Here is a 25,061-nt window from a genome sequence, read left to right on the forward strand (position 1 = left end):
CCTCAGATGGGAGATCGACGATGAATTCATTCCTGAAGTCATGCACTGCATTGACGGTCGCGCTGGCCTTCTCCGGCCAGGCGATCGCCCAGGTTAAGGAACTTGGCAAGGGCGAAGGCCAGGTCAATATTGTCGCCTGGCCCGGCTACATCGAACGCGGCGAAACCGACAAGAACTATGATTGGGTCACGTCTTTCGAGAAGACCACAGGCTGCAAGGTCAATATCAAGACCGCCAACACCTCCGACGAGATGGTCGCGCTGATGAATGAGGGCGGCTTCGACCTTGTTACTGCCTCGGGCGACGCGTCGTTGCGCCTTGTCGCCGGCAAGCGGGTCCAGCCGATCAACACTGATCTCATCCCGAGCTGGAACACGGTCGACGACCGGCTGAAGGATGCGCCGTGGTTCACGGTCGGCGGCGTCCACTACGGCGCCCCCTACCAGTGGGGGCCGAACGTGCTGATGTACAACACCGAGGTGTTCAAGGAAGCGCCGAAGAGCTGGAACGTCGTCTTCGAGGAGATGACCTTGCCCGACGGCAAGTCGAACAAGGGCCGCGTCCAGGCCTATGACGGGCCGATCCACATCGCCGATGCGGCCAACTATCTGATGTCCCACAAGCCGGAGCTCGGCATCAAGGATCCCTACGAGCTGACCGAAGATCAGTACAAGGCCGCCCTCGATCTGCTGCGCGTCCAGCGCACGCTGGTCGGACGCTACTGGCATGACGCCGCCATCCAGGTCGACGACTTCCAGAACGAAGGCGTCGTTGCCTCCGGTTCATGGCCCTATCAGGTCAACACACTGGTTGCTGCCAAGAAGCCGGTCGCTTCGACCATCCCCCAGGAAGGCGTGACCGGCTGGGCCGACACGACCATGCTGGCAGCCGACGCAGCCCACCCGAACTGCGCCTATATGTGGATGGAGCACTCGCTGTCACCGAAAGTGCAGGGCGATGTCTCCGCCTGGTTCGGTTCGCTGCCGGTGGTGCCGGCTGCCTGCAAGGGCAACGAATTGCTCGGCGACGAAGGCTGCAAGACCAACGGCTACGACAATTTCGAAAAGATCAAGTTCTGGAAGACGCCGGTATCGAAATGCGCCACCCAGGACCAGTGCGTGCCTTACTATCGCTGGGTGTCGGACTATATCGGCGTCATCGGCGGACGGTGAGTTCGTTTCGCATTGCTCGCAAGTTGGCGCTGCCCCTCACCCTTACCCTCTCCCCGTGAACAACGGGGAGAGGGGATCGCGAGCGTTGCGGCTAGCCCCTTCTCCCCGTCTCTATACGGGGAGAAGGTGCCGGCAGGCGGATGAGGGGCAGCGCTGTCGTCTGAATTGACGAGCCTGGCAGATCAGGACAGCCATGACATCAGCCGTTTCGTTCCAAAAAGTCTCGCGCCATTTCGGCAGCGTGCGCGCCGTCGACATGGTCGATCTCGACATCGTGCCGGGCGAGTTCTTCGCCATGCTTGGACCTTCGGGTTCCGGCAAGACGACCTGCCTGCGCTTGATCGCCGGCTTCGAGCAGCCGACATCGGGCTCGATCTCCATCTTCGGAGAACGCGCCGAAGGCGTTCCGCCCTATCGCCGAAACGTCAACACCGTGTTTCAGGACTACGCGCTGTTCCCGCATCTGAACGTGCTCGAAAACGTCGCCTACGGGCTGATGGTCAAGGGTGTCGGCAAGCCCGAACGGCAGAAGGCGGCCGAGGAAGCATTGTCGCTGGTCCGGCTTCCCGGCTACGGCGCCCGCCGCCCGAGCCAGCTTTCCGGCGGACAGCGCCAGCGCGTCGCGCTCGCCCGCGCGCTGGTCAACCAGCCGAAGGTGCTTCTGCTCGACGAGCCGCTTGGCGCGCTCGACCTCAAGCTCCGCGAAAACATGCAGGAGGAGCTGAAGTCGCTGCAGAAGGCGCTCGGCATCACCTTCATCTTCGTCACCCACGACCAGGGCGAGGCGCTGTCGATGGCCGACCGCGTCGCCGTCTTCAACGACGGCAAGATCATGCAGATCGGCACGCCGGAGGACATCTACCAGCGGCCGAGGACGCGCTTCGTCGCCGATTTCGTCGGCTCGTCCAATGTGCTGCCGCCGGATTTCGTTCAGCGCTATTCCGGCCAGCATCGCTGGGGCAGCCTGCGCCCTGAATCCATTCGCATCGGCCAGGCAGCCAAGGGCGACGGCGTTGCCGCTCGCCTCGTCTCGACCAATTATCTCGGCGCCACGACCAGACTGGCGCTCGACGCCGACGGGTTGAGATTGCATGCCATTGTGCCGGCCGGTGCGAAATTGCCCAGCGAAGGCGAGGCTGTCGTGCTCACCTTCAACCGCGAGCATTTGCATCTGATGGACGAGCCGGGATGATGAAGGTTTCGGCAATTGTGGCTAATAGCCGAGGCAAGGCGCTTCACGGCGCGAAGGATCGCGGTCTCTCATATATCCTCCGCCAAGACAGAGCGGCGTCATGACAATCGCCGTGCTCAATTCCAATCCCGCTCCCGCCATCCTGCCGGGAAGCGGCGGCGTGCACGGCGCCCTGTCCGACTTGTTCTGGCGCAAGCCGAAGCTGCTGCTGCTGTTGATGCTGCTGCCGCCGGTGCTGTGGCTCGGCATCGTCTATGTCGGCTCGCTGTTCGCGCTGCTCTTGCAGAGTTTTTTCTCGATCGACGAATTCTCCGGCCTCATCAACCGGCAGTTCACGCTGAAGACCTATGGCGACCTGCTGCAGGCCGCCAATCTCGACATCATCCTGCGCACGGTGACGATGGCGGCCCTGGTCACGCTCGCCTCGGCGACCATCGCCTTTCCCATCGCCTATTACGCGGCCCGCTATGCGCGCGGCCGCTGGAAGGCGCTGTTCTATCTCGGCGTGATGCTGCCGCTGTGGTCGAGCTATCTGGTCAAGATCTACGCCTGGAAGCTCATTCTCGCCAAGGAAGGCATTCTCACCTGGCTGCTCGCCAAGCTGCATCTGCTATGGCTGCTCGATGGCTGGCTGTCGCTGCCGGTCGTCGGCGGCAACTCGCTGTCGGTGTCGTCCACCGGCACCTTCATCGTCTTCGTCTACGTCTGGCTGCCGTTCATGATCCTGCCGGTGCAGGCGGCGCTTGAGCGCGTGCCGGGCAATCTGGTCGAGGCCTCGTCCGATCTCGGCGCCTCGCCCGGCCAGACCTTCCGCAACGTGCTGTTCCCGCTGGCGCTGCCGGGTATCGTCGCCGGCTCGATCTTCACCTTCTCACTGACGCTGGGCGACTACATCATCCCGCAGATCATCGGCACCTCGCGGCTGTTCATCGGCCAGGCCGTCTATTCGCAGCAGGGCACCGCCGGCAACATCCCGCTCGCCGCCGCCTTCACCGTGGTGCCGATCGTCATCATGGGCTTCTACCTCTGGGGCGCCAAGCGCATGGGGGCCTTCGATGCGCTCTGATGGTTCACCAACCGCCCCTCTCGGCTTGAAGGTCGCCGCCGCCTGCGGCCTGCTGTTCCTGCATCTGCCGATCTTCCTGATCTTCGTCTATGCCTTCACGACCGAGGAAAAGAGCTTCGCCTGGCCGCCGCCGGGGCTGACCATGCAATGGTTCGCCGTCACCTGGAACCGCCCGGACGTGTGGGAAGCGCTGTCGCTATCGGTCCGTGTCGCCGCTATCTCGACACTCGTCGCCCTGGTGCTCGGCACGCTCTGCGCGGCCGCCGTTTCGCGAACACGGTTCTTTGGCCGCGAAACCATCTCGCTGCTGGTCATCCTGCCGATCGCGCTGCCCGGCATCATCACCGGCATCGCGCTGCGTTCGGCCTTTTCGCTGGCCGAGGTTCCGTTCTCGTTCTGGACGATCGTGCTCGGCCACGCCACCTTCTGTGTCGTCGTCGTCTACAACAACGCCGTCGCCCGCTTTCGCCGCACCTCCGGCTCGATGATCGAGGCGTCGATGGACCTCGGCGCCGACGGCTTCCAGACGTTTCGGCATGTCGTGCTGCCCAACATCGCCACCGCGCTGCTTGCCGGCGGCATGCTTGCCTTTGCGCTGTCGTTTGACGAGGTCATCGTCACCACCTTCACCGCCGGCCAGCAGCAGACGCTGCCGATCTGGATGCTGGAAGAGCTGATCCGTCCGCGCCAGCGCCCGGTCACCAACGTCGTGGCCATGGTCGTCGTGCTGGTGACGCTGCTGCCCATCCTCGTCGCCTATTACCTGACCCGCGACGGCGACCAGATCGCTGGTTCGGGCAAATGACGTCCAGAATCCATAAGGGAGAGACTGCCATGGACACAAAGATGCTGATCGGCTCGAAATTCGAGAAGGGCACCGAGACCGAGGAGCCGATCCTCAATCCGAAGACCGGGGCGACTATCCTCAACCTGCCTGAAGCCAGCCAGGCGCAGATCGAGGCGGCGGTGCTGGCGGCCGAAAAAGCCTTCGTCACCTGGTCGCGCACGACGCCGGCGCAGCGCTCCGGTTATCTCCTGAAGATCGCCGATCGCATCGAGGCCGCGGCACAAGATTTCGCCGCCCTCGAGGCGCTCAATTGCGGCAAGCCGATCAATGCCGTGCTCAACGACGAAATCCCGGCGATCGTCGACTGCTACCGCTTCTTTGCCGGCGCTGTCCGCTCGATGCCCGGCCAGGTCGCCGGTGAATACATTCCCGGCCACACTTCGATGGTCCGCCGCGACGCCATCGGCGTCGTCGCCTCGATCGCGCCGTGGAACTACCCACTGATGATGATGGCCTGGAAGCTGGCGCCGGCGATTGCCGGCGGCAACACGGTCGTCTTCAAGCCGTCCGAGCAGACGCCGCTGACAGCGCTGAAGCTGGCAAAAATCCTTGCCGAGATACTGCCCGAGGGCGTCGTCAACGTCGTGCTCGGCAGAGGCGACAGCGTCGGCAACACGCTGATCAACCACCCGAAAATCAATATGATCTCGATCACCGGCGATGTCGCCACCGGCAAGAAGGTGCTGCAGGCCGCCGCCAAATCGGTCAAGCGCACGCATCTCGAACTAGGCGGCAAGGCTCCGGTCATCGTCTTCGACGACGCCGATCTCGGCGCGGTGGTCAATGGCCTGCGCGCCTTCGGCTATTACAATGCCGGCCAGGACTGCACCGCCGCCTGCCGCATTTATGCCGGCAAGAAGGTCTACGACAAGCTCGTCGCCGACCTTTCCTCCGCCGTCTCGACCATCAAATACAACCGCCCCGACGACACCGAAAACGAGATCGGACCGTTGATCTCACGGCGCCAGCGCGACCGCGTCTCGAGTTTCGTCGAGCGCGCCTCGGAGCTTAAGCACATCGAGATCACCACCGGCGGCAAGCCGGGCGAGGGCACTGGCTTCTTCTATCAGCCGACCGTCGTCGCCGGCGCGCTGCAGGAGGACGAGATCGTGCGTCGCGAAGTGTTCGGGCCGGTTGTCTCCGTCACCCGCTTTGCCGAGGTCGACGAGGCGGTGAACTGGGCCAATGACAGCGACTATGGCCTTGCGTCCTCGGTGTGGACCAAGGATGTCTCGCGCGCCATGGCGACGGCCGCCCGGCTGCAATATGGCTGCACCTGGATCAACACCCACTTCATGCTGACCAACGAGATGCCGCATGGCGGGCTGAAGCAGTCCGGCTACGGCAAGGACATGTCGCTCTATGCGCTGGAGGATTATACCGCCGTGCGCCATGTGATGGTGGCGCACGGGTAGCGCCTTTTTCTTCTCCCCGTTGACGGGGAGAAGGTGGCCCGAAGGGCCGGATGAGGGGCAGCACCGGGCCTACTTCTGCGAAGCGGCGATCCCGGTATTCGACTCACCGGCCCCAAGGCCCTTGCCGCTTGGAACGACGCCCCCGGCATTGGCGCCGAAGCCCGCTGCTTCCGATGCGGCCGGCCGCTTGATCCTTGCCGAGGCGGCCACGACAAGCTCGTTGAAGCCTTCGCCACCATCGTCCAGCATCTCGAACAGTTGCCGCCGCATCCTCGGCTCCCAGAATTTGTTGATGTGCTCGGCGACGCCGGCAACGCCTTCCTCGCGCGGCTTGGAGTGAAAAAAGGTGGCAATCTGGTTGGCCATGCGGACCAGCTTTTCGCTGGTGCTCATGATGTGGCCTTCGTCATGCGACATGCTTGGCAACTCCGGTAGCCACCCGGTCGGGGTGGGAAAAAATATCGAAATCATCGCCGCGCACCAAAGCCACCAGCGTCATGCCGGCGTCCCCGGCGGTACGGATGGCAAGTGCCGTCGGCGCCGAAACGGCAATGATGAACGCAGCGCCGATCGCCGCCGTCTTCTGCACCATCTCGACCGAAACGCGCGATGTCACCACGACAGCACCCGAGGAGCCATCGATGCCGGCTTTGGCGAGCGCCCCGGCCAGCTTGTCGAGCGCATTGTGGCGGCCGACATCCTCGCGCGCCATGACGATGCCCTTGCCTGGGATATAAAAACCGGCGGCATGGACCGCACCGGTCTCGGCATGAAGCGGCTGCGCTTTCGACAAAAGCCTGACCGAACGGACGATGTCGTCGGTGTCAAGTGTAAGTCTTGACGAACCAACCGCCTCGACCGAGCGCATCGCCTCCTCGATCGACTCGATGCCGCACAGCCCGCAGCCGACCGGGCCGGCCAGCCGTCGGCGCCGCGCCTCGAAGCGCGTATTGGCCTGGTCCTTCAGCCTGATCTGGATGTCGATGCCGGCGCCGTGATCCTCGACCTCGACCGCCTCGATTTCCCGGCCGTCGGCGATGATGCCTTCGGTCAGCGAGAAGCCGAGCGCGAAATCCTCGAAATCGGCCGGACTTGCCATCATCACCGCGTGAGTGGTGCCGGCAAAGGAGAACGCCACCGGCGTCTCTTCCGGCACCATCCGGTTGGCGGCCGCACTGCCGCCGGCGCGGTGGGCGAGGCGGGAGATCTGGGTCGTACCGCAACGTTTGGGCATCACGCGGCACCCCCCTCTGGCCTGCCGGCCATTTTACTTAGGAAGCGTCGAAGGTTTCTTCCTTCAATTGACAGTTGCTCTCCTAGGCCATCCCCCACTCCGTCGCTGCTTCGCAGCGCCACCTCTCCCCCCTCCGGAGGGAGAGGAAGGGAGCCTGGAGTTCGCGCGCTTTCCTCTCCCCCGTCGATCGGGGGAGAGGTGTCGAGCGAAGCTCGACGGAGTGGGGGTCGACCAACCGTCAAGATTGAAGCGCTTTCGGTCGAATGCCTCGGCACGATTACTCCGCTGCTTCCAAGGTCGCGATGCGACGGCTGTTGCGGGCCTGCTCGTCATAGTCGCGCTGCCATTCCGACGGCCCGTTGGAGGCGCCGACCTGCACCGCCGTCACCTTGTATTCCGGGCAGTTGGTCGCCCAGTCGGAGAAGTCGGTGGTGATCACGTTGGCCTGCGTGTCGGGGTGGTGGAACGTCGTATAGACCACGCCAGGCGACACCTTGTCGGTGATCAGCGCGCGCAGCGTCGTCTCGCCGGAGCGGCTGGTCAGGCGGACCCAGTCGCCGTCGCGCAAACCGCGGTTTTCGGCGTCATGCGGGTGGATCTCGAGACGGTCCTCGCTGTGCCACATGACATTGTCGGTACGCCTGGTCTGCGCGCCGACATTGTACTGCGACAGGATGCGGCCGGTGGTCAGCAGCAGCGGGAAGCGCGGTCCCGTCCTCTCGTCGGTCGCCACATATTCGGTGCGGATGAACTTGCCCTTGCCGCGCACGAAGCCGCTGATATGCATGATCGGCGTGCCTTCCGGTGCCTGCTCGTTGCACGGCCACTGCACCGAGCCCATCTTTTCCAGATAGTCGTAGGAGACCTTGGCGAAGCTCGGCGTCGTCCTGGCGATCTCGTCCATGATTTCGGACGGATGCTGGTAATTCCAGGCAAGCCCCATCGCCTGCGCGAGCTTCTGCGTCACTTCCCAGTCGGCCAGCCCGTTCTTCGGCGCCATCACCTTGCGCACGCGGTTGATGCGGCGCTCGGCATTGGTGAAGGTGCCGTCCTTTTCGAGGAATGTCGAGCCGGGCAGGAAGACATGCGCGTAGTTGGCGGTCTCGTTGAGGAAGAGATCGTGCACGACCACGCATTCCATCGCCGCAAGGCCTGCGGCGACATGCTTGGTGTCGGGGTCGGACTGCAGGATGTCCTCGCCCTGCACATAGAGGCCCTTGAACGAGCCGTCGACGGCGGCGTCCAGCATGTTGGGGATGCGCAGGCCGGGCTCGTCGTCGAGTTTGACCCCCCACAGGCTTTCATAGATATCGCGCACCGCGTCGCCGGAGACGTGGCGATAGCCGGGCAGCTCATGCGGGAACGAGCCCATGTCGCAGGAGCCCTGGACATTGTTCTGGCCGCGCAGCGGGTTCACGCCGACGCCCGGCCGGCCGATATTGCCGGTCGCCATGGCAAGATTGGCGATGGCGATGACGGTGGTCGAGCCCTGGCTGTGCTCGGTCACGCCGAGGCCGTAATAGATCGCGCCATTGCCGCCGGTGGCAAACAGCCGCGCGGCGCTGCGGATCTCTTCTGGATCGACATTGGCAAGCTGGCCGACCACCTCAGGGCTGTTTTCCGGCAGCGCCACGAACGACGCCCAATCCTGGAACTCGTCCCAGTCGCAGCGTTCGCGGATGAAGGCTTCGTCGAACAGGCCTTCGGTGACGATGACATGGGCAAGCGCGGTGACCACGGCGACATTGGTGCCCGGCTTCAGCGGCAGATGATGCTGCGCCTCGATATGAGCCGAGCGCACGATGTCGGTGCGGCGCGGGTCGAGCACGATCAGCTTTGCGCCCTTGCGCAACCGCTTCTTCATGCGCGAAGCAAACACCGGATGTGCGTCGGTCGGATTGGCGCCGATGATCATCACCACATCGGTCTGCTCGATCGAGTCGAAATCCTGGGTGCCGGCCGAAGTGCCGAAAGTCTGGCCAAGGCCATAGCCGGTCGGCGAATGGCAGACGCGGGCGCAGGTATCGACATTGTTGTTGCGGAAACCCTGGCGGATCAGCTTCTGCACCAGATAGGTTTCCTCATTCGTGCAGCGCGACGAGGTGATGCCGCCGATCGAGGTGCGGCCATACTGGTACTGGATGCGGCGGAACTCGTTGGCGGTGTGGGTCAGCGCTTCCTCCCACGACACCTCGCGCCATGGATCGGTGACCTTTTCGCGGATCATCGGATTGAGGATGCGCTCCTTGTGGGTCGAGTAGCCGTAGGCAAAACGGCCCTTGACGCAGCTATGGCCACGGTTCGCCTTGCCGTCCTTGTAGGGCACCATGCGCACCAGCTCGTCGCCGCGCATTTCGGCCTTGAACGAGCAGCCGACGCCGCAATAGGCGCAGGTGGTGACGACCGAATGCTCGGGCTGGCCGATCTTGATCACCGATTTCTCGGAAAGCGTCGCCGTCGGGCAGGCCTGCACACAGGCGCCGCAGGACACGCACTCGCTGTCGATGAAAAGCTGGTGCATGCCGGGCGACACACGGCTTTCGAAGCCGCGGCCCTCGATGGTCAGCGCGAATGTGCCTTGCACCTCCTCGCAGGCGCGCACACAGCGCGAGCAGACGATGCATTTCGATGGATCATAGGTGAAGTATGGGTTGGACTCGTCCTTCGCCATCCATTTGAAGTTTTCGGCGCCGTCGTTCTTCTTGAAGACGTGGTTGTCGCCCTCATAGCCGTAGCGCACGTCGCGCAGGCCGACGACGCCGGCCTGCGTCTGCAATTCGCAGTCGCCATTGGCCGCACAGGTCAGGCAGTCGAGCGGATGGTCGGAAATGTAGAGCTCCATCACGCCGCGGCGGATGTCCTTCAGCCGACCGGTCTGGGTGTGCACGACCATGCCCGGCGCCACCGGCGTCGTGCAGGAGGAGGGCGTGCCGTTGCGGCCGTCGATCTCGACCAGGCAGAGCCGGCAGGAGCCGAAGGCGTCGACCATATCGGTGGCGCAAAGTTTCGGGATGGCAATGCCGGCCTCCATCGAGGCGCGCATGATCGATGTGCCTTCCGGCACGGTGACGGTGAAGCCGTCGACGGTCAGCGTCACCTGCTTCTCGGACGTCGAGGCCGGCGTGCCGTAGTCGATTTCCTGAATGAGACCCATCGCGAGGTTCCTATTCTGCTGCTTCGGCGACTGGCGCCGGCTTGAAATCTTCGCGGAAGTGGTTGATTGCGCTCATCACCGGATAAGGCGTGAAGCCACCCAGCGCGCAGAGCGAACCGAACTTCATCGTGTTGCAGAGGTCCGTCACCAGCTCGATCTGCTTTTCCGGCTCGATACCCCTGGCGATCTTGTCGATCGTCTCGACGCCGCGTGTCGAGCCGATGCGGCAGGGCGTGCACTTGCCGCAGCTCTCGATGGCGCAGAACTCCATGGCGAAGCGCGCCTGCTTCAGCATGTCGGCGGTGTCGTCGAAGACGGTGATGCCGGCGTGGCCGATCAGCCCGTCCTTGGCGGCGAAGGCTTCGTAGTCGAACGGCGTGTCGAACAGGGAGCGTGGGAAGTAGGCACCCAGAGGGCCGCCGACCTGCACCGCCTTGACCGGCCGTCCAGTCGCGGTGCCGCCGCCGATGTCGTCGACGATCTCGCCAAGCGTCATGCCGAACGCCGCCTCGAACAGGCCGCCATATCTGACATTGCCGGCGATCTGGATCGGAATAGTGCCGCGCGAGCGGCCCATGCCGAAATCCTTGTAGAAGGCAGCACCCTTGTCCATGATCACAGGCACCGAGGCCAGCGAGATGACGTTGTTGATCACCGTCGGCTTGCCGAACAGGCCCTGGATGGCCGGCAGTGGCGGCTTGGCGCGAACAACGCCGCGCTTGCCTTCGAGGCTGTTGAGCAACGAGGTTTCCTCGCCGCAGACATAGGCGCCGGCGCCAACGCGGATTTCCATGTCGAAGGCGTTGGGCGAGCCCAGCACGTTGAGGCCGAGCAGGCCGGCCTTGCGGGCGGCCTCGACCGCCTTTTGCATCATCGCCACCGCATGCGGATATTCCGAGCGGATATAGACAAAGCCCTTGGTTGCGCCGGTGGCGACACCGGCGATCGCCATGCCTTCGATCAGCACGAAGGGGTCGCCCTCCATGATCATGCGGTCGGCGAAGGTGGCGCTGTCGCCCTCGTCGGCATTGCAGACGATGTACTTTTTGTCGGCGCTCGTATCGAGCACCGTCTTCCACTTGATGCCGGTCGGGAAGCCGGCGCCACCGCGACCGCGCAGGCCTGATTCCGTCACCTGTTTGACGATTTCGGCCGGCGCCATAGCCACGGCGTTCTGCAGGCCCTTCAGCCCGCCATGCGCCTTGTAGTGATCGAGCGACAGTGGATTGATGACGCCGCAGCGCGCGAAGGTCAGCCGCGTCTGCCTGGCCAGGAACGGGATCTTGTCGGGCGCGCCCAGCCAGCGTTTGTGATGACCGCCGGTGAGGAAGCCGCTGTCGAACAGGCTTTTGACCTCAGACGGCTTCACCGGCCCATAGGCGACGCGACCATTTTCTGTCGCCACCTCGACCAACGGCTCGAGGAAATAGGCGCCGCGCGAGCCGTTGCGCGCGATCTTGGCCTCGATGCCGCGATCGGCCAATTCTTTCTCAATCGCCTTGGCGACCTTTTCCGCACCGAGCGCCAGCGCGCCGGAATCGCCGGGAACGTAGATACGCGGGATCATGAGCGCACCTCGGCAACGATCTCGTCGAGCTTTTCGTCATCGAGCCGGCCGATCACCTCGCCGTCCAGCATCGCCGATGGCGCGCAGGCGCAAAGGCCGAGGCAATAGACCGGCTCCAGCGTCACCGAACCGTCGCGGGCCGTCTCGTGGAAGCCGATGCCCAGCAATTGCTTGAGCTTGGCGGCAATCGCGTCCGAGCCCATCGACTGGCAGGCTTCGGCCTGGCAGAGCTTCAGCACATGCCGGCCGGCCGGCCGGCTGCGGTAATCGTGGTAGAAGGTGACGACGCCGTGCACCTCCGCCTTGGAGATGTTCAGCGCTTCGGCGATGACCGGCAGTGCGTCCTGCGGCACATGGCCGAACTCTTCCTGGATGCCGTGGAGGATCGGCAACAGCGGGCCTTCGAGGCCCTTCAGCTCCTGGACGATCGCCGCCGTGCGCGACGCGATCTCGGTACTTGCAGGCTGCATGATCATGCAGCGCCCTCCCTGGTCGTAGTAATCCGCTAAGTGCCTAGGAAATCGGAGGAAACCCGCTAAATCAATAAAGCTGATCCGTTGCTCGATAGAAATCTTCTATCGCTGCCGCCCAGCCTGCAATCTCTAGCTCAGTGGCGGGCGCGGAAATCGTCTGCCAGCGCCATTGCCTCGTCCAGCAGCGCCGAGACCAGCGGGGTGTGTGGCTCGCGCAGCGTCGCCACCAGCCCGACGGTGTGGCTGGCGTCCGGCTCGACGATCGGAATGGCCCGGATCGGCTCGGAAAAGCCGAATGTTTCCGAGAGGTTGAGCGGCATGATCGACGACCATTTCCCGGTACGGATATGCGAGAACAGCACGATCATCGAATTGGATTCGAGTGTCGGCCGCACCTGCGTGCCGGCTTCGGCCAAATGCTGGTCGATGATGCGGCGGTTCTGCATGTCCGGCGTCAACAGGCAGAGCGGCAGCTGGCTGAGCTCCGCCCATGTCACTTTGTCGCGGTCGGAATAGGGGTTTCCGATCGCGGTGATCAGCTGGTAGCGCTCGTCATAGAGCGGCACGCTGGTCACCCGCCCCAGCGGCTCGTTGTCGAGATAGGTGATGCCGGCGTCGATGTCGAAATTGCCGAGCAGCGACAGCACCTCGATCGACGTGCGCGACAGCACCGAGAAGGTGACGCCGGGATGTTTTGTCCGAAAGGGTGTCGTCAGCCGCGCCACCATGGCCAGCGCCGTTGGGATGGCGGCGATGCGGATGCGCCCCGAAAGGCCGTGACGCGCCGCCCGCATCTCCTCGCGCATGGTGCGGGTATCGCCGACGATGCGGCGCGCCCACGCCAGCACCTGTTCTCCCTCCGGCGTCAGCCCCTGGAAGCGCGAGCCGCGCAGAACCAGCATCACGCCGAGCTGGCCTTCCAGCTGCTTGATGCCGGCCGAAAGCGTCGGCTGGGTGACGCCGCACACCTCCGCTGCCCGGCCGAAATGCTCCTCCCTGGCCAGCGCGATGAAGAATTCCAGCTTGTCGATCATGAGCGGACGCTACCCGGCCGAGTGAGGCTGCGCCAGATGCGTGCTGTTTTTGCCTGGCGAATCCTCATTGCGGCCGAAGCTTCGCCGCCGTCCAGTCTAACGGTCCAAAAGGTTCTACCTGTCCACAAGGTTCAGGATGTTGCCGTCGGGATCCTTGAACCAGGCGACCTTCATGCCGTGACCGACGTGGATGTCGCCCTCGATCGTCGTGTGAGGCATATCGTAATGTTCGAAAACAACACCTTTCGACCTTAGCGCGCCGACAATCTTTTCGATCTCGTCGCCGACCATCCAGGTCACCGCCGTCGCCTTGTTGGTTCCGGCGAAGTTCGAGCGATAGACATTGATGCTGGTGTCGCCGCATTTGTAGACGATCAGTTCGCCACCCTCGTTGTGAACCTCCGTCAGCCCCAGAACGTCTTCATAGAAGGCCTTGGCCCTGGCCAGGTCCTTCACCGCGAGATTGGCCGTTGCGTTGCTGTTTGCGAGCATGATTGGTCTCCTTTGCTTGCGGGCGAGCACGTCCGAAGCCTGCAAAGATAGGGCTGCTTCGTTTTCCGGCGACCGCAGCCTGTGCGATCGGCGTGCCTCTTCCCTAAAGACGTTTCGTCCTCTGCAAGACCGACAAACGGACGCAAGTCTTTGCAGCCACGCCCGTGCGTGTCGTTCCGCCGCTTGGTTCTGTTCGGGAACTGCACTATCTCAGGCGAAAAGCAGAGGAAAAGCTGATGCCCGCCGTCCAGGAAAACGTCACCAAGGAAATCGTCATCGAGCGCCTGAAGACGGTCAATGGACCGGACTTCACCGGCAACATCGTCGACCTCGGCATGGTCTCCGAGATTTTCATTGCCGATGCCAAGGTTTTCTTTTCGATCACCGTGCCGGCTGCCCGGGCCAAGGAGATGGAGCCGCTGCGTGCCGCCGCCGAGCGTGTCGTCAAGGCGATCCCGGGTGTCGCCGGAGCCGTGGTCGCGCTGACGGCGGAAAAGAAGGGTGGCGGCATGGAAGCTCCGGTGCCGCAAAGGCCTGCCCCCAGGCCCGTACCGCCGGCCGCACCCGCTGCCGCGCCACGTCCGGCTCCGCACGCTCCAGCCTCGCACAGTCAGGGCAAGCGCGGCGTGCCCGGCATCGAGGCGATCATCGCTGTCGCTTCCGGCAAGGGCGGCGTCGGCAAGTCGACCACTGCCGTCAACATCGCGCTTGGCCTCGCCGCCAACGGCCTGAGGGTCGGCGTGCTCGACGCCGACATCTACGGCCCGTCGATGCCGCGGCTGCTCAACATCCATGGCCGGCCGCAGACCGTCGACGGCAAGGTCCTGAGACCGATGGAGAACTACGGCCTGAAGGTGATGTCGATGGGCTTCCTCGTCGACGAGGAAACGCCAATGATCTGGCGCGGGCCGATGGTGATGTCGGCATTGACGCAAATGCTGCGCGAGGTCGAATGGGGTCCGCTCGACGTGCTCGTCGTCGACATGCCGCCCGGCACCGGCGACGCGCAGCTGACCATGGCCCAGCAGGTGCCGCTGGCCGGCGCCGTCATCGTCTCGACGCCGCAGGATCTGGCCCTGATCGATGCGCGAAAAGGCCTCAACATGTTCAGGAAGGTCGACGTGCCGGTGTTGGGCATCGTCGAGAATATGAGCTATTTCCTCGCCCCCGACACCGGCAAGCGCTACGACATCTTCGGCCATGGCGGCGCGCGCCGCGAGGCCGAGCGTCTCGGCGTCTCCTTCCTCGGTGAAGTGCCGCTCGAAATGGGCATCCGCGAAAGCTCGGATGCCGGCACGCCGGTGGTGGTCTCCAAGCCCGACAGCGCCGAGGCCAAGATCTACCGCGACATCGCCGCGAACGTCTGGGGCCGGGTCAAAGAAGAACGCGGCGCGGCCGAAGCCGCCGTGCCGAACATCGTGTTTGAGTGATCCTCCCCCTTGAGGGGAGGGTGGCCCGCAGGGTCGGGTGGGGTCGGTGGCGACGCACTCCACCTTTCTTGGTCAACGCCAGTTGTAGGTCGAGGCGGTTGAGGCGACCCCTCTCGCCGCGCTTCGCGCGGCACCCTTCCCTCAAGGGGGAGGGGAGCCGCCAACTTTCTCGCCAAAACTCGAAAAAAACTGTCCGGCCAGTTTCTTCGATGTCGATTCGATCAGCCGGCTGCCGAGTTGGGCGATCTTGCCGCCGACATCGGCCTTGGCCGCATATCTGAGGATCGTCGCCTCCGGGCCATCGGCGGTCAGCGTCACATCGGCGCCGCCCTTGGCGAAGCCGGCGATGCCGCCCTTGCCCTCGCCCTGGATGGTGTAGGAATGCGGCGGGTTGAGATTCCTGAGCGTCACCTCGCCGTTGAATGTCGCCTTGATCGGGCCGATCTTGACCACCACGGTCGCCGCCATCTCGGTGTCCGACTTCTTTTCAAGGCTCTGGCAGCCCGGAATGGTCTGCCTCAGAACGTCCGGGTCGTTCAGCGCCTCCCACACCTTTTGCAGGGGTGCGGCGATGCGTTCCTCGCCTTCGATAACCAAAGCCATCAAAATCTCCCGGATACGAATTGACAAGCCCCGATGCGGTCTAGCGTGGGGGTAAACGCATGTCTATCGCACCAAAGTCCGGAATCGGATGGCGCGTGCCTCTTGCCTGCTCTCGCGCGTTGTCATATCGATTTGTCATACAAATACGGAGACCATGATGGCCGGCGCCCCCACGCAGAAAAAGAAATTTCGCTCGCAGGAGTGGTTCGACAATCCCGACAATCCGGGGATGACGGCGCTTTACCTCGAGCGCTACCTGAATTACGGGCTGACGCGTGCCGAACTGATGTCGGGCAAGCCGCTGATCGGCATCGCCCAGACCGGCTCGGATCTTTCGCCCTGCAACCGCCATCATCTCGAACTGGCCAAGCGCGTGCGCGAGGGCATCGTCTCGATGGGCGGCATCCCTTTCGAGTTCCCGTGCCACCCGATCCAGGAGACGGGCAAACGCCCGACCGCCGCACTCGACCGCAACCTCGCCTATCTCGGCCTGGTCGAGGTGCTCTACGGCTATCCGCTCGACGGCGTCGTGCTCACCATCGGCTGCGACAAGACGACGCCGGCCCTGCTGATGGCCGCTGCCACCGTCAACATTCCGGCTATCGCGCTGTCGGTCGGCCCGATGCTCAACGGCTGGCACAAGGGCAAGCGCACCGGCTCCGGCACCATCGTCTGGGAATCGCGCCAGCGCCTGTCGGCCGGCGAGATCGGCTATGACGAGTTCATGGACATCGTCGCCTCCTCGGCGCCGTCCACCGGCTATTGCAACACCATGGGCACCGCAACCACCATGAATTCGTTGGCCGAGGCACTTGGCATGCAGCTGCCGGGCTCGGCCGCCATTCCGGCGCCCTACCGCGAGCGCGGCCAGATCGCCTATGAGACGGGGAAACGCATCGTCGACATGGTGCGTGAGGATTTGAAACCCTCCGACGTCATGACCCGCCAGGCCTTCGAGAACGCCATCGTCGTCAACTCGGCTATCGGCGGCTCGACCAACGCGCCGATCCACCTCAACGCCATCGCCCGCCATCTCGGCGTGCCGCTCGACAATGACGATTGGCAGACGGTCGGCCTCAAGATACCGCTCATTGTCAACCTGCAGCCGTCGGGCGAGTATCTCGGCGAGGACTATCACCATGCCGGCGGTGTGCCGGCGGTGGTGGCCGAACTGATGAAGGCCGGGCTGTTGCCTCATCCCGACGCCATGACGGTCAACGGCAAGACGATCGGCGCCAATTGCAGCGCGGCCGTCAACGAGAATCTCGATGTTATCCGCACCGTCGCCGAGCCGCTGAAGGACAATGCCGGTTTCATCAATCTTAGGGGTAATCTGTTCGATTCGGCGATCATGAAGACCAGCGGCATCTCGCCCGAATTCCGCGAGCGCTATCTGTCGAACCCGAACGACCCCGAGGCCTTCGAGGGCAACGCCATGGTCTTCGACGGGCCAGAGGACTACCACGCCCGCATCGACGACCCGGCGCAAGGCATCGACGAGCACACCATCCTGTTCATGCGTGGCGCCGGCCCGATCGGTTATCCCGGCGGCGCCGAAGTCGTCAACATGCAGCCGCCGGCCCATCTCATCAAGAAGGGCATCCATGCGCTGGCCTGCATCGGCGACGGCCGCCAGTCAGGCACGTCGGGCTCGCCGTCGATCCTCAACGCCTCGCCCGAAGCCGCCATAGGCGGCGGGCTGGCGCTGTTGAAGACCGGCGACCGCGTCCGCATCGACCTGCGCAAGGGCACTGCCGACATTCTCGTCACCGATGACGAGATTACGCGCCGGCGCGCCGAGCTGCAGAACAGTGGCGGCTATCGCTACCCCAAGCACCAAACCCCATGGCAGGAGATCCAGCGCGGCATGGTCGACCAGTTCTCCGAAGGAATGGTGCTGAAGCCCGCGGTGAAATACCAGGATGTGGCGCACACCGCAGGCGTGCCGCGGGACAATCACTGAACGCCTCTTTTCTTGCCTTCTCCCACAAGGGGAGAAGGGGGAGCCACGCCCAAGCAGCGCCTATAGATAGCCGGTGATCTCCGGCGTCTGGTCCTGCCTGTCGTGCTTGCCGTCCTCGTAGACGATTGGGGCTGCGGCGAGTTCCTCTTCGGTGACGTCGTCGAGGCAGGCGACGTTCACCGCCCAGAAATTCCCGCCCATGAAATCCAGATAGCCGCGCGAGAGAAAATTCGCGCCGCAGTTCGGGCACATATAGTGGTTGATGTCGCCTTCCGGCCAGTTCGACGGCGTCGCCTTGTACTCCCGCATCCGGTCGCGGCCATCCGTCACCCGCACGGCCTCATAGGCGGCGAAGGATTTCCGGTAGCCGAGTTTCCAGCAGAAGCTGCAATTGCATTTGCGGATGCCCTCAGTGAGGTCGATTTCGGCTTCGAAATGCACCGCACCGCAATGGCAACTGCCGTGATAGGTCTTTTTCATGGGTTTCCTCCCAAACGTGTCCTGGCCCCGCCGCCCGCCGGAGCCAGAGCATCCTTTGCTCCAGGCATGGCGCTTGACAAGCGGGCGCGACAAATCCACGATCATGGCAAGGGGTGCATCGCGACGACCCCGTGAGGCGTCAGCCCAACGTTCGCGTCCAAGCTTCTCTCTCAAGGAGGTGGACGCCATGCCGTCGACAACCGCTATCACCGTACCGCAACTGTCCCGTCTGATTGGTCTGCCGGGCGCACCCGCGATCATCGATGTTCGCATCGAAGAGGATTACAGCGCTGATCCGCGCCTGCTGCCGGCCTCAAACCGGCGTGATTTCAAAACCGTGTCGACCTGGGCATCCGAATTCGCCGGCAGCCGAGTGACGGTCGTCTGCCAAAAAGGGCAAAAGCTCTCGCAAGGCGTGGCCGCATGGCTGCGGCATGAAGGCATTGCCGCCGAATCCCTCGAAGGCGGGTTCGAGGCCTGGCGCGATGCCAAGGGGCCTTTGATCGATGCCGGCAAGATACCGCCCCGCGACGAAAGGGGCCGCACCGTGTGGGTGACACGGGCCCGCCCGAAGGTCGATCGCATCGCCTGCCCCTGGCTGATCAGGCGCTTCATCGATTCGGGCGCGGTCTTCCTCTTTGTCGAGGCGGCCGAAGTGTCGGCCGTTGCGGACCGCTTTCAGGCCGTGCCTTTCGACATCGACAATGTGTTCTGGACTCACCGGGGCGAACGCTGCACCTTCGATACGATGATCGAAGAGTTCGGGCTCGAATCCGAGGCGCTCGACCGCCTGGCCATGATAGTGCGCGCCGCCGATACCGCACGCCTCGATTTGGTTCCCCAGGCAGCCGGATTCCTGGCCGCCTCGCTTGGCCTGTCGCGCATGTTTCGCGACGACCTGGAACAGCTGGAGGCAGGCATGCTGCTCTACGACGCGTTTTTCCGATGGTGCCGCGATGCCACCGAGGAGACGCACAATTGGCCAAGCGCGAGCAAGCCATCATGAGCGCCCCGGCTTCTGACAAAACGGGGGCTTCTGACAAAACGGGGGCTTTGGGAAAGACGGCCGAGATCGTCGAAGCGCCGGCTGCGCCAAGCTTCCGTGAAGGCGTGAAACTCTGGGCGAAAATCGGCCTGCTCAGCTTCGGCGGGCCGGCCGGCCAGATCGCGCTCATGCACAGGGAATTGGTTGAGGAACGGCGTTGGATCGGCGAGCAACGTTTCCTGCATGCGTTGAACTACTGCATGCTGCTGCCCGGCCCTGAAGCCCAGCAACTCGCCATCTATATCGGCTGGCTGCTGCACCGGACGATCGGCGGCCTGGTCGCCGGCATCCTGTTCGTCGCGCCGGGCGCGCTTGTGATGCTCACCTTGAGCATCCTCTATGCGCTGTATGGCGACGCTCCGCTCGTCGAGGCACTGTTTTTCGGGGTAAAGGCGGCCGTGCTCGCCATCGTGATCGAGGCGATGATCCGGATCGGACGTCGTGCCCTGAAGAACCGGGTCATGGTTTCGATCGCGCTCGCCGCCTTCATCGCCATCTATGCATTGAACATGCCGTTTCCGCTCATCATCCTGCTTGCCGGCCTGGCGGGCTGGATTGGCAATCGTGTTGCGCCGGCGCTTTTTTCCGGCGCGGCGCACGGCAAGGACGCGGTTCCCGACATCAAGGGCGCGGTCGACCTGATGTTCGAGCGCGGCGAGCTGGCCCACGTCAGGCCGACGCGATGGCATGCGCCGCGCACCGTCGCGATCTGGCTGCCGATCTGGCTCGGGCCGATGCTGCTGATCTGGGCGTTCACCGGGTCCGCCAGTGTGTGGACGCAGATCGGCGGCTTCTTCAGCGTCATGGCGGTCGTCACCTTCGGCGGCGCCTACGCAGTCCTTGCCTATGTCGCGCAGGCAGCGGTCGAGTCGTTCGGCTGGCTCGCCCCCGGTGAGATGGTCGATGGCCTCGGGCTTGCCGAAACCACGCCCGGCCCGCTCATTCTGGTCCTGCAGTTCGTCGGCTTTCTGGCCGCGTTCCGCCAATCCGGATCGTTGAGCCCGTTGCTTGCCGGATCGCTTGGGGCGATGCTCACCTTGTGGGCGACGTTCACGCCTTGCTTCTTCTGGATATTCCTCGGCGCCCCCTATATCGAATCCCTGCGCGGCAACAAGGCGCTGTCGGCGGCGCTGGGCGCGATCACCGCTGCCGTCGTCGGCGTCATCATGAACCTCGCTTTGTGGTTCGGCTTGCATGTCATTTTCGGCGAGGTGCGCAAAGTCGGGCTTGGCATGGACGTGCCGGTGTTCTCGTCCATCGACTGGGGTGCGGCGCTGCTGTCGTGTGCTGCAATGATCGCCATCCTGAAGCTGAAGATCGGCATGCTGCCGACGCTTGCGGGATCGGCCCTCGCCGGTGTTTTGTTGCTGGCGGCGAGCGGTTAGCGGCTCCCTGCGGCCGGCGCTTCGCTGCGGTTTCGGGCATTCGGATAGGAACATCATGGCGAAACGGCGCTCCTCCTTAGGCTTCCTTGGAATGTTCGGCCGCTCAGGCGACCTCAGGCAACTCGACGCCGCGCTACGCGGCGTCGACCTTCATCCCGCCCTTGTGCCGGAAGGAGCAAAGCTCACCATCGTCAATCTGATGAAGGGCCACTGGTCCGACGAGCCGCCGCCACAGGCCTATCCGCCGGTGGCGCAGCTGCTTGGCTATTGTATTGCCGGGCCGGAAGCATTCGAGCAATCCAACGGCCTTCGACATAGGCTGGATGCGGAGCGCCGGCTCGAGGCGGCACTCGAGGCCGGCGACAGCTTCGATGCGCAAATCATACTGATGACGCTGCATGCCAAGCTGATCAGTGGCGAGGTCGTCGACCGCTACGGGTTGAGCGCCGACTAGTTCCTCTGCACAGAGGATTTGGTTCTTTGACTGAGCCTGAAAGGAGGCTGTGATGGTTGCCGCCGACCGATCTCCTCGTGCCAATCTCGAGGGTTTGCGATTAGCCATAAGCCACCACGTCTTCGTCATCCCAGGGCGAAGCAAGGAGCGAAGCGACGCGGCGGAGACCCTGGGATCCATTCCGTGACATCAGCCGAAGAATGCAACGGACCAGAACGGCGCTTGCATCCGCAACGGTGGCAGTTACCTTTCCCCAATGCCCGGCTATGCCTATATGACCGCGAGCCAGAAGCGTGGCACCATCGCATGCCGGAGCACAAGTCCGGCGAAGGCTCGCGCTTCACCAGCCGCTACGGCGTGCAACGCCTAGTCTGGTACGAAGAATAATTCGACATTCGCGATGCCATCCAGCGCGAGAAGTCGCTGAAGCGCTGGCTGCGCCAGTGGAAGATAGAGTTGATTGAGAAGACCAATCCGGAGTGGTTCGAGCTTTTTTGCGGGACCGGAGGGTAGCATTCGGTTCTGCTCCGCTGCAATCTTCGGCTGGCGTAACGGCATGGATCCTAGGTTCTGCGCCGCGTCGCTTCGCTCCTTGCTTCGACCTAGGATGACGAAGGGTCGGGATGGATTAGGCTCTGACCGTTTGACGGGAACCGTCTTCAGCCGCCCATGCCGCTGCGCGGCAGTTGGATCAGATTGCCGAAGCGAGCCCGCAACTTGTCGTCGACCGGCTTCGGCACGTGGCGCGGGAAGCGCTCGGCGAGGATGCGTTTCTTCTCGATGATCGCCCGCTGCAGGATGTCAGGCCTGCCTTTCTCGTTCCATTCCTTCGGCGAAAAGCGGTCGCCGACCGCCGGATAGAAATATTCCGTCTGCATCAGCCGCAGTGTCTGCTCGTTGCCGAGGTAATGACCCGGCCCCTTCAGGCAGACGTCGGCGATGGTGTCTATCGACAGCGACTCATCGGTCACCTCGATGCCGCGCACGCAGCGCAGGCAATGGCCGAGCATGTCGTTGTCGATGATCAGGCTTTCCAGGCAAAAGCCGAGCAGCGAGGCGTGCATGCCGGCCGATTCGTAGACGAGGTTGAGGCCGGCAAGGCCGGCCATCACATCGGTGATGCCCTTTTCGTAACCGGACTGAATGTCGGGCAGTTTCGAGTCCGTCATGCCGGCGGCCGAACCGCCCGGCAGGTCGTAGAATTGCGCCATCTGGGCGCAGGCAGCGGTCAGCACCGCTTGCTCGGCCGAGCCGCCGGACATGGCGCCGGTCCTGAGGTCGGAGACGAACGGCCAGGTGCCGAAGATCGCCGGATGCCCCGGCTTGATGGCGTTGACATAGACGAGGCCGGCGAGCACTTCGGCCACCGCTTGCACCACCGCACCGGCGATCGCCGCCGGCGCCGTGGCGCCCGCCTGGCCGGCCGACAGCAGCAGGATCGGAATGCCGCCTTCGACGCAGGCCTCGAGCACGCCGCAGGCATCCTCGGCAAATTTCATCGGCGGCACGACAAAACAGTTCGAATTGGAGACGAAAGGCCGGGCGCGAAAATTCTCTTCGCCGCCGGCAATCGCATAGAGCATGTCGAGCGCCGGCTTGACGTTCTCGCGCACCGTGAACGATGTGCCGACATGCTTCGACGTGCCCATCACGCAGGCGTAAAGCGTGTTGAAATCCATGTCGAGCGGATCGGGAATGTCGCGCGGCACCATCGGCCGCTGGAAGAAATGGATGTTGTCGAGCCCTTCAACGATGCGCGCCGCGTCATAGATGTCCTGCAGCAGCGACTCGCGATAACAGCGCTTCTCGACGTCGACCAGATGCACCGCGGCGCCCGCCGTGCCGTAATGCACGCGCTTGCCCTGGATCAGCATGTCGTGCTTGGGATCCTGGCCATGCAGGGTGAAATGGCGTGCCGCTCGTCTGATGGTGTCGAGGACGAGCGCGCGCGGAAAACGAATGCGGCCGTCCTCGCTGAGCGTGGCGCCGGCCTCGGTCAGCGCCTCGATGCAGGATGGGATGGCATTGGCGAAGCCGACCGTCTCAAGCAGCGTCAGCACCGCTTCGTGAATGCGCTCGCGGTCGTTTTCGCTGAGCGGTCCGTAGCTTCCGCCTTCAAGGCCTGCGCGCACCGGCTTGATATCGTCGGCAAGGGGTGCTGCCCGCATGGCGCGACGCGCTTCGCGCCCGCCGGAACGCCGCGAACGCTGGTCCGAGGGCGTGTCCGGCTTCTCAACAGCCACTGACATGGGAGGCACTCCACCTTTAGCTGCGAAGCGGGCGGCGGTGGTTGGTCCACCAGGTGGTTGGTCCACCATCGTCCGCTTCGTCCCCTTATCCCTCGAACTATGCCGTCGGCATTGGCACAGCCTATGAGCCAGAGGGTTCCGTCGCATATGCCAGGGGGCTAAACAACGGTGGCCGGTGCCGGCCAGGCCGAGGCTTCAAGCCGCGGCCGGCCTGCGCCCGGCCGCCGTCGCCAGTTCGCGGATGCCGGGCTCGATGTGCTGCAGCGCGATCGAGGAGATGCCGAGCCGCATGAAGCGCGACGGCTTTTCGGTGCGGTCGAAGAAGCGGTCGCCGGGCTCGATGATGACACTGCGCGAGGCGGCGGCCTCGGCCAGCCCGCGCGAATCGGTGCCGCGCGGCCCTTCGAGCCAGAGCGACGCGCCACCGGCGGAATCGGTCGAGCGCCACTCCGGCAGGAAGGCGGAAATCGCATGGATCAGACGCTTGCGCCGTTCGTCGAAGGCGCTCGACAGCCGCCGCACCAGCGCCTCGTGATGGCCAAGCGACAGGAACAGCGCGACCGCGCGCTGGTTGTTGGCCGGCGGATGACGCAGCATGAAGCGGCGCAGCGCGCGAAGCTCGGAGATCAGCCCGGCCGAGGCGACGATGTAGCCGAGCCTAAGGCCCGGAGCCAGCGTCTTCGACATCGAGCCGACATAGATGACGCGGCCGGAACGGTCGAGGCTCTTCAGCGCCTGCTGCGGCGCCTCGTCCAGAAGCTGGCTGTCATAGCCGTCCTCGATGATGATCTGGTTGTGGCGGTTGGCGCGCGCCAGCAGGTCCTGCCGGCGCTCCGCCGACAGCGGCACCATGGTCGGGCAATGGTGGCTGGGAGTCACGAAGACGAAGCCGGAATCGCTGGGAATAGAAGCGGTTACAATGCCGGAATGGTCGACCGGGACCGGTGCGACGTCGGCACCCGCCAGCCGGAAGATCGAGCGTGCGTCGGGATAGCCGGGGTCTTCCATGGCCACCTTGGAGCCCTTGGTCATCAGCAATGTCGCCAGCATGTAGAGCGCGTTCTGCGCGCCGAGCGTGACGATGATCTCATCGGGATTGGCGAAGATGCCGCGCCGCGGCAACAGCCGCGCCTGGATCTGCTCGATCAAAAGCGGATCGTCGCGGTCAACCATGTCGGACGCCCAATTGCGGATCTCGAGCACGGCGAGCGCCATGCGGTTGCACTCGCGCCACTCGGCGGTCGGGAACAGTGCCGGATCGAACTGGCCGTAGACGAAGGGGTAGGACGACTTGATCCAGTTGTCGTGCTTGGCCGGCGGCGGCATGTCGCTGGCCGCGATCTGCCGGCGCGCCTTCCAGTCGATCTCGTTGGCTTGGTCTGGCGCCTTCTGGTGCGGTTTGGCCGGCGTCGCCAGCACGTCCGGATTGACGAAATGGCCGCGCCGTTCGCGCGCCACCAGAAAACCCTGGTCGACGAGCTGCTGGAAGGCCAGCACCACGGTGCCGCGCGCCACGCCGAGTTTCTCGGCCAGGATCCGGCAGGACGGAAGCGGCATCGAAGCGGCGATTTGCCGGTCGAGGATGGCGGCGACGATCGCTTGGCGGATCTGCGCCTGCAGGGTCTGGCCGGATTCCGCCGAAATCCGGAACAGGCCGGACCATATGGCCGTGTCGTTTCGCTGTGGCATGGGGATGTTCCTCGATGGCCAGCCTTTTTCACCTGGCTGGACCAGTCGAATGTACCGGTGGCACAAGGAGTTGCGCCAATCAATTTTTCTGATCACTGGGATTTACGCCAGTGATCC

General features: G+C 63.9%; 21 protein-coding genes and 1 pseudogene. 11 read left to right on the forward strand and 11 right to left on the reverse strand.

The window, feature by feature from the left end:
• Positions 1-20: 20 nt before the first annotated feature.
• The 5 genes from AC0L2B_RS31600 (at position 21) to AC0L2B_RS31620 (ending at position 5,692) form a co-directional block, all read left to right on the forward strand.
• Positions 21-1,172, forward strand: a complete 1,152-nt coding sequence (locus AC0L2B_RS31600; RefSeq protein WP_473748137.1) for an ABC transporter substrate-binding protein — start codon at positions 21-23, stop codon at positions 1,170-1,172.
• 193 nt (positions 1,173-1,365) lie between these two features.
• On the forward strand, positions 1,366-2,364 hold the full coding sequence (locus AC0L2B_RS31605; RefSeq protein WP_473523271.1) for an ABC transporter ATP-binding protein: 999 nt from the start codon (positions 1,366-1,368) through the stop codon (positions 2,362-2,364).
• A 100-nt stretch (positions 2,365-2,464) separates the two neighbouring features.
• On the forward strand, positions 2,465-3,430 hold the full coding sequence (locus AC0L2B_RS31610) for an ABC transporter permease (protein ID WP_287174104.1): 966 nt from the start codon (positions 2,465-2,467) through the stop codon (positions 3,428-3,430).
• Positions 3,420-4,235: an ABC transporter permease gene (locus tag AC0L2B_RS31615; RefSeq protein ID WP_128168297.1), complete on the forward strand. Its 816-nt coding sequence runs from the start codon at positions 3,420-3,422 to the stop codon at positions 4,233-4,235. The genes AC0L2B_RS31610 and AC0L2B_RS31615 overlap by 11 nt, the downstream gene beginning before the upstream one ends.
• A gap of 29 nt (positions 4,236-4,264) precedes the next feature.
• Complete coding sequence (locus AC0L2B_RS31620) at positions 4,265-5,692, forward strand: gamma-aminobutyraldehyde dehydrogenase (protein WP_473748138.1); 1,428 nt, start codon at positions 4,265-4,267, stop codon at positions 5,690-5,692.
• 69 nt (positions 5,693-5,761) lie between these two features.
• Here the strand turns inward: AC0L2B_RS31620 and AC0L2B_RS31625 are convergent, their stop codons facing one another.
• The 7 genes from AC0L2B_RS31625 to AC0L2B_RS31655 form a co-directional block, all read right to left on the reverse strand.
• Positions 5,762-6,109 carry a formate dehydrogenase subunit delta gene (locus tag AC0L2B_RS31625; protein WP_287239181.1) on the reverse strand — a complete coding sequence of 116 codons (348 nt, stop codon included), beginning with the start codon at positions 6,107-6,109 and terminating at the stop codon, positions 5,762-5,764.
• Entirely contained in the window at positions 6,099-6,926 is an 828-nt protein-coding gene (fdhD, locus tag AC0L2B_RS31630; protein WP_473748277.1) for a formate dehydrogenase accessory sulfurtransferase FdhD, read from the reverse strand. Before fdhD ends, AC0L2B_RS31625 begins: the two co-directional genes overlap by 11 nt.
• 277 nt (positions 6,927-7,203) lie before the next feature.
• Positions 7,204-10,080, reverse strand: a complete 2,877-nt coding sequence (gene fdhF, locus AC0L2B_RS31635; RefSeq protein WP_473748139.1) for a formate dehydrogenase subunit alpha — start codon at positions 10,078-10,080, stop codon at positions 7,204-7,206.
• A 10-nt stretch (positions 10,081-10,090) separates the two neighbouring features.
• Positions 10,091-11,647 (reverse strand): formate dehydrogenase beta subunit, encoded by a 1,557-nt coding sequence (locus AC0L2B_RS31640; protein WP_473748140.1) that lies wholly within the window; start codon positions 11,645-11,647, stop codon positions 10,091-10,093.
• Positions 11,644-12,123 (reverse strand): formate dehydrogenase subunit gamma, encoded by a 480-nt coding sequence (locus AC0L2B_RS31645; RefSeq protein ID WP_091592910.1) that lies wholly within the window; start codon positions 12,121-12,123, stop codon positions 11,644-11,646. The genes AC0L2B_RS31640 and AC0L2B_RS31645 overlap by 4 nt, the downstream gene beginning before the upstream one ends.
• A gap of 131 nt (positions 12,124-12,254) precedes the next feature.
• Positions 12,255-13,154, reverse strand: a complete 900-nt coding sequence (locus AC0L2B_RS31650; RefSeq protein ID WP_473515072.1) for a LysR family transcriptional regulator — start codon at positions 13,152-13,154, stop codon at positions 12,255-12,257.
• A gap of 114 nt (positions 13,155-13,268) precedes the next feature.
• Positions 13,269-13,646, reverse strand: coding sequence for a VOC family protein (locus AC0L2B_RS31655; protein ID WP_473748141.1), 378 nt, complete (start codon positions 13,644-13,646; stop codon positions 13,269-13,271).
• A gap of 236 nt (positions 13,647-13,882) precedes the next feature.
• On the opposite strand from AC0L2B_RS31655, the gene AC0L2B_RS31660 reads away from it, so the two are divergent.
• Positions 13,883-15,076 carry an Mrp/NBP35 family ATP-binding protein gene (locus tag AC0L2B_RS31660; protein WP_473748142.1) on the forward strand — a complete coding sequence of 398 codons (1,194 nt, stop codon included), beginning with the start codon at positions 13,883-13,885 and terminating at the stop codon, positions 15,074-15,076.
• Between the two features lie 141 nt (positions 15,077-15,217).
• Here the strand turns inward: AC0L2B_RS31660 and AC0L2B_RS31665 are convergent, their stop codons facing one another.
• Positions 15,218-15,679, reverse strand: a complete 462-nt coding sequence (locus AC0L2B_RS31665; protein ID WP_091592917.1) for an SRPBCC family protein — start codon at positions 15,677-15,679, stop codon at positions 15,218-15,220.
• A 157-nt stretch (positions 15,680-15,836) separates the two neighbouring features.
• Here AC0L2B_RS31665 and AC0L2B_RS31670 point away from each other — a divergent pair, with 157 nt between their 5' ends.
• Entirely contained in the window at positions 15,837-17,642 is a 1,806-nt protein-coding gene (locus tag AC0L2B_RS31670; RefSeq protein ID WP_473748143.1) for an IlvD/Edd family dehydratase, read from the forward strand.
• Between the two features lie 60 nt (positions 17,643-17,702).
• Here AC0L2B_RS31670 and AC0L2B_RS31675 read toward each other — a convergent pair whose 3' ends face one another.
• Positions 17,703-18,122, reverse strand: coding sequence for a GFA family protein (locus tag AC0L2B_RS31675; protein ID WP_473748144.1), 420 nt, complete (start codon positions 18,120-18,122; stop codon positions 17,703-17,705).
• Positions 18,123-18,309: 187 nt separating this feature from the next.
• On the opposite strand from AC0L2B_RS31675, the gene AC0L2B_RS31680 reads away from it, so the two are divergent.
• The 4 genes and pseudogenes from AC0L2B_RS31680 to AC0L2B_RS31695 all read left to right on the forward strand — a co-directional run bounded on the left by AC0L2B_RS31680 (position 18,310) and on the right by AC0L2B_RS31695 (position 21,519).
• On the forward strand, positions 18,310-19,128 hold the full coding sequence (locus AC0L2B_RS31680) for a chromate resistance protein ChrB domain-containing protein (RefSeq protein ID WP_473748145.1): 819 nt from the start codon (positions 18,310-18,312) through the stop codon (positions 19,126-19,128).
• Positions 19,125-20,552, forward strand: coding sequence for a chromate efflux transporter (chrA, locus tag AC0L2B_RS31685; protein ID WP_473748278.1), 1,428 nt, complete (start codon positions 19,125-19,127; stop codon positions 20,550-20,552). Before AC0L2B_RS31680 ends, chrA begins: the two co-directional genes overlap by 4 nt.
• 55 nt (positions 20,553-20,607) lie before the next feature.
• Positions 20,608-21,006, forward strand: coding sequence for a hypothetical protein (locus AC0L2B_RS31690; protein ID WP_473748146.1), 399 nt, complete (start codon positions 20,608-20,610; stop codon positions 21,004-21,006).
• Between the two features lie 256 nt (positions 21,007-21,262).
• Positions 21,263-21,519: pseudogene (locus tag AC0L2B_RS31695) on the forward strand (GIY-YIG nuclease family protein).
• 146 nt (positions 21,520-21,665) lie between these two features.
• Here AC0L2B_RS31695 and AC0L2B_RS31700 read toward each other — a convergent pair.
• Positions 21,666-23,255 (reverse strand): trimethylamine methyltransferase family protein, encoded by a 1,590-nt coding sequence (locus AC0L2B_RS31700; RefSeq protein ID WP_473748147.1) that lies wholly within the window; start codon positions 23,253-23,255, stop codon positions 21,666-21,668.
• Between the two features lie 195 nt (positions 23,256-23,450).
• Positions 23,451-24,944, reverse strand: coding sequence for a MocR-like pyridoxine biosynthesis transcription factor PdxR (gene pdxR / locus AC0L2B_RS31705; RefSeq protein WP_077377077.1), 1,494 nt, complete (start codon positions 24,942-24,944; stop codon positions 23,451-23,453).
• Between the last annotated feature and the right edge of the window lie 117 nt (positions 24,945-25,061).

The sequence above is a fragment of the Mesorhizobium sp. WSM4815 genome (assembly GCF_055811575.1).

Bases quoted from the DNA above. Each gene is read 5' to 3' on its own strand.
- AC0L2B_RS31600 (WP_473748137.1), top strand. From the start codon at position 21: ATGAATTCATTCCTGAAGTCATGCACTGCATTGACGGTCGCGCTGGCC.
- AC0L2B_RS31605 (WP_473523271.1), top strand. From the start codon at position 1,366: ATGACATCAGCCGTTTCGTTCCAAAAAGTCTCGCGCCATTTCGGCAGC.
- AC0L2B_RS31610 (WP_287174104.1), top strand. From the start codon at position 2,465: ATGACAATCGCCGTGCTCAATTCCAATCCCGCTCCCGCCATCCTGCCG.
- AC0L2B_RS31615 (WP_128168297.1), top strand. From the start codon at position 3,420: ATGCGCTCTGATGGTTCACCAACCGCCCCTCTCGGCTTGAAGGTCGCC.
- AC0L2B_RS31620 (WP_473748138.1), top strand. From the start codon at position 4,265: ATGGACACAAAGATGCTGATCGGCTCGAAATTCGAGAAGGGCACCGAG.
- AC0L2B_RS31625 (WP_287239181.1), bottom strand. From the start codon at position 6,109: ATGTCGCATGACGAAGGCCACATCATGAGCACCAGCGAAAAGCTGGTC.
- fdhD (WP_473748277.1), bottom strand. From the start codon at position 6,926: ATGCCCAAACGTTGCGGTACGACCCAGATCTCCCGCCTCGCCCACCGC.
- fdhF (WP_473748139.1), bottom strand. From the start codon at position 10,080: ATGGGTCTCATTCAGGAAATCGACTACGGCACGCCGGCCTCGACGTCC.
- AC0L2B_RS31640 (WP_473748140.1), bottom strand. From the start codon at position 11,647: ATGATCCCGCGTATCTACGTTCCCGGCGATTCCGGCGCGCTGGCGCTC.
- AC0L2B_RS31645 (WP_091592910.1), bottom strand. From the start codon at position 12,123: ATGATCATGCAGCCTGCAAGTACCGAGATCGCGTCGCGCACGGCGGCG.
- AC0L2B_RS31650 (WP_473515072.1), bottom strand. From the start codon at position 13,154: ATGATCGACAAGCTGGAATTCTTCATCGCGCTGGCCAGGGAGGAGCAT.
- AC0L2B_RS31655 (WP_473748141.1), bottom strand. From the start codon at position 13,646: ATGCTCGCAAACAGCAACGCAACGGCCAATCTCGCGGTGAAGGACCTG.
- AC0L2B_RS31660 (WP_473748142.1), top strand. From the start codon at position 13,883: ATGCCCGCCGTCCAGGAAAACGTCACCAAGGAAATCGTCATCGAGCGC.
- AC0L2B_RS31665 (WP_091592917.1), bottom strand. From the start codon at position 15,679: ATGGCTTTGGTTATCGAAGGCGAGGAACGCATCGCCGCACCCCTGCAA.
- AC0L2B_RS31670 (WP_473748143.1), top strand. From the start codon at position 15,837: ATGGCCGGCGCCCCCACGCAGAAAAAGAAATTTCGCTCGCAGGAGTGG.
- AC0L2B_RS31675 (WP_473748144.1), bottom strand. From the start codon at position 18,122: ATGAAAAAGACCTATCACGGCAGTTGCCATTGCGGTGCGGTGCATTTC.
- AC0L2B_RS31680 (WP_473748145.1), top strand. From the start codon at position 18,310: ATGCCGTCGACAACCGCTATCACCGTACCGCAACTGTCCCGTCTGATT.
- chrA (WP_473748278.1), top strand. From the start codon at position 19,125: ATGAGCGCCCCGGCTTCTGACAAAACGGGGGCTTCTGACAAAACGGGG.
- AC0L2B_RS31690 (WP_473748146.1), top strand. From the start codon at position 20,608: ATGGCGAAACGGCGCTCCTCCTTAGGCTTCCTTGGAATGTTCGGCCGC.
- AC0L2B_RS31700 (WP_473748147.1), bottom strand. From the start codon at position 23,255: ATGTCAGTGGCTGTTGAGAAGCCGGACACGCCCTCGGACCAGCGTTCG.
- pdxR (WP_077377077.1), bottom strand. From the start codon at position 24,944: ATGCCACAGCGAAACGACACGGCCATATGGTCCGGCCTGTTCCGGATT.